We start from the raw sequence: 2772 nt of genomic DNA on the forward strand, positions 1-2772 counted from the left end.
CAGGTGCAGGACTGGTCGCTGGGCGTGCGGATCGGCCTGCTCGTGCCGACCGCGGTCGTGGTCTGGCTGCTGGTGCCGCGCAAGGCGAATACCCCGACGCCGGGTGTGCACGTGATCGGGGTGCCGCGCCTGGCCTACATCGGTGTGCTGGTGCTCGCGTTCTGCGTGTTCTTCCCGTTCGTCGGCTGGCCCGCCGTCCTGTGGTGGCTGCTGCTGCTCCCGGTCATCGCGGTGTTCTGGGTCGTCCGGACGCACACGACCGTGTCGGATGCCGGGCTCGAGCTGAGCTCGATGTTCGGCAAGAAGCACCTCGACTGGGCACAGGTCAAGGGCATCAGCATCCCCAAGCGTGGCTCCGTCAAGGCCCGCCTCGCCGACGACTCCGAGGTCAAGCTGCCCGCGGTGGGCTACGACCGGCTGCGGGAACTGATCGACGCCTCCGGTGGGCGACTGCCCGATGTGTTCGCCGCCGCCGAGCAGGCCGAGGCCGAGCGCGTTGCCGCCGAGCGAGCCGCCGAGGCCGAGAAGGCCGCCGAGGCCGAGAAGGCGAAGACCGAGGAGCCCGACACCGAGGAGTGACCGCCGACTCGGTCACCGCGGGAATCGGCACGGCGTCACGCGCGGTTGCACCGGTAAGCTGACGGCGACCGGGCACCCCGCGCCGACGGCACCACCGCGGCGACACCCTCCGGAGCGACACTCCCGCCTCGAGCCCGGTTCCATCACCCCTGCACGGACTCCCGGCGCGACGCGACCACCGCCCGCGGGAGTAACGTGCACGGTTGCCGGACGCACCGCGCACTCGCACCGCGCCCCGCAGGTCAGCCCCCTGCGCGCATGCTTGGACGCACCCAGCGACATTTACGAGGACACCCATGCCACCGCTTCGTTCACGCACCACCACCATCGGCCGCAATGCCGCGGGCGCCCGCTCGCTCTGGCGCGCGACCGGCATGACCGACTCCGATTTCGGCAAGCCGATCATCGCGATCGCGAACTCCTACACGCAGTTCGTTCCCGGTCACGTGCACCTCAAGAACATGGGCGACATCGTCGCCGAAGCCGTGCGCGCCGCCGGTGGCGTGCCGCGTGAGTTCCACACCATCGCCGTCGACGACGGCATCGCCATGGGGCACGGCGGCATGCTCTACTCGCTGCCCTCGCGCGAGATCATCGCCGACTCGGTCGAATACATGGCCAACGCGCACACCGCCGACGCGCTGGTGTGTATCTCCAACTGCGACAAGATCACTCCCGGCATGCTCAATGCCGCGATGCGCCTCAACATCCCCGCCGTGTTCGTCTCCGGCGGTCCGATGGAGGCCGGTAAGGCCGTGGTCGTCGACGGTGTCGCGCACGCGCCGCTCGACCTGGTCAGCGCGATCTCCGCGAGCGCGAGCCAGGCCGTGTCCGACGAGGGCCTCGACGAGGTCGAGCGGTCGGCGTGCCCGACCTGTGGTTCATGTTCGGGCATGTTCACCGCGAACTCGATGAACTGCCTGACCGAGGCGCTCGGACTCGCGCTGCCCGGCAACGGTTCCACGCTGGCCACGCACTCGGCGCGGCGCGCGCTGTTCGAGCGGGCCGGCACGGTGATCGTCGATATCGCCAAGCGCTGGTACCAGGACGACGACGCGTCGGTCCTGCCGCGAAACGTGGCCGATGCCAAGGCCTTCCGCAATGCGATGGCCCTCGACGTCGCCATGGGCGGTTCCACCAACACGGTGCTGCACACCCTCGCCGCCGCGCAGGAAGGCGAGATCGACTTCGATCTGCAGACCATCGACGAGATCAGCCGCCGGGTGCCGTGCCTGTCGAAGGTCTCGCCCAACTCCGACTACCACATGGAAGACGTGCACCGCGCCGGTGGCATCCCCGCCATCCTCGGTGAGCTGCGTCGCGGCGGCCTGCTCGAGACCGACGTGACCACCGTGCACACCGCGAGCTACGAGGAATTCCTCGACACCTGGGACATCCGCTCCGGCAAGGCATCCGAGGAGGCGCTGGAGCTGTTCCACGCCGCGCCCGGTGGCGTGCGCACCGTCGAACCGTTCTCCACCAGCAACCGCTGGTCCTCGCTCGACACCGACGCCACCGGTGGCTGCATCCGTGACATCGAGCACGCCTACACCGTCGAAGGCGGGCTGTGCGTGCTGCGCGGCAATATCGCCCCCGATGGCGCGATCCTCAAGACCGCGGGCATCGACGAAGAACTGTTCACCTTCGAGGGCCCGGCCGTGGTGGTCGAGTCGCAGGAGGAGGCGGTGTCGATGATCCTGGGCAAGAAGATCCAGCCCGGTGACGTGGTCGTCGTGCGCTACGAAGGCCCCGCGGGTGGTCCGGGTATGCAGGAGATGCTGCACCCGACCTCGTTCCTCAAAGGCCTCGGCCTGGGCAAGGTGTGCGCGCTGATCACCGACGGCCGCTTCTCCGGTGGCACCTCGGGTCTGTCGATCGGGCACGTCTCCCCCGAGGCCGCGTCCGGTGGTGTCATCGGCCTGATCGAGAACGGTGACCGCATCCGCATCGACGTGCACACCCGTGCGCTGGAAGTGCTCGTCTCCGACGACGTCCTCGCCGAGCGCCGCTCGAAGATGGAAGCCTCCGAGCGCCCGTGGCAGCCGGTGAACCGCGACCGCCCGGTGACAACGGCCCTGCGCGCGTACGCCGCACTGGCAACCTCGGCCGACAAGGGCGCCGTTCGCCAGGTGCCGTAGCTGTTCCGCCTCTCCGGGACTCTTGGCCAGACTCGAGCGCGCCGCCGGTCGTTGA

2 protein-coding genes are annotated in these 2772 nt (G+C 69.3%); both read left to right on the forward strand.

All coding sequences use genetic code 11. The features are described from left to right. The coding region (locus tag ACFWPJ_RS29750) for a PH domain-containing protein (protein ID WP_378856372.1) at positions 1-579 on the forward strand (579 nt) is incomplete at its 5' end. 296 nt (positions 580-875) lie between these two features. After that, the gene (gene ilvD / locus ACFWPJ_RS29755; protein ID WP_378856374.1) at positions 876-2717 is read left to right on the forward strand and encodes a dihydroxy-acid dehydratase; all 1842 of its coding nucleotides are present in this window, start codon (positions 876-878) and stop codon (positions 2715-2717) included. The last annotated feature ends 55 nt before the right edge of the window (positions 2718-2772 follow it).

Origin of the sequence: Nocardia sp. NPDC058497, assembly GCF_042720195.1 — a bacterium.
GTDB lineage: Bacteria > Actinomycetota > Actinomycetes > Mycobacteriales > Mycobacteriaceae > Nocardia.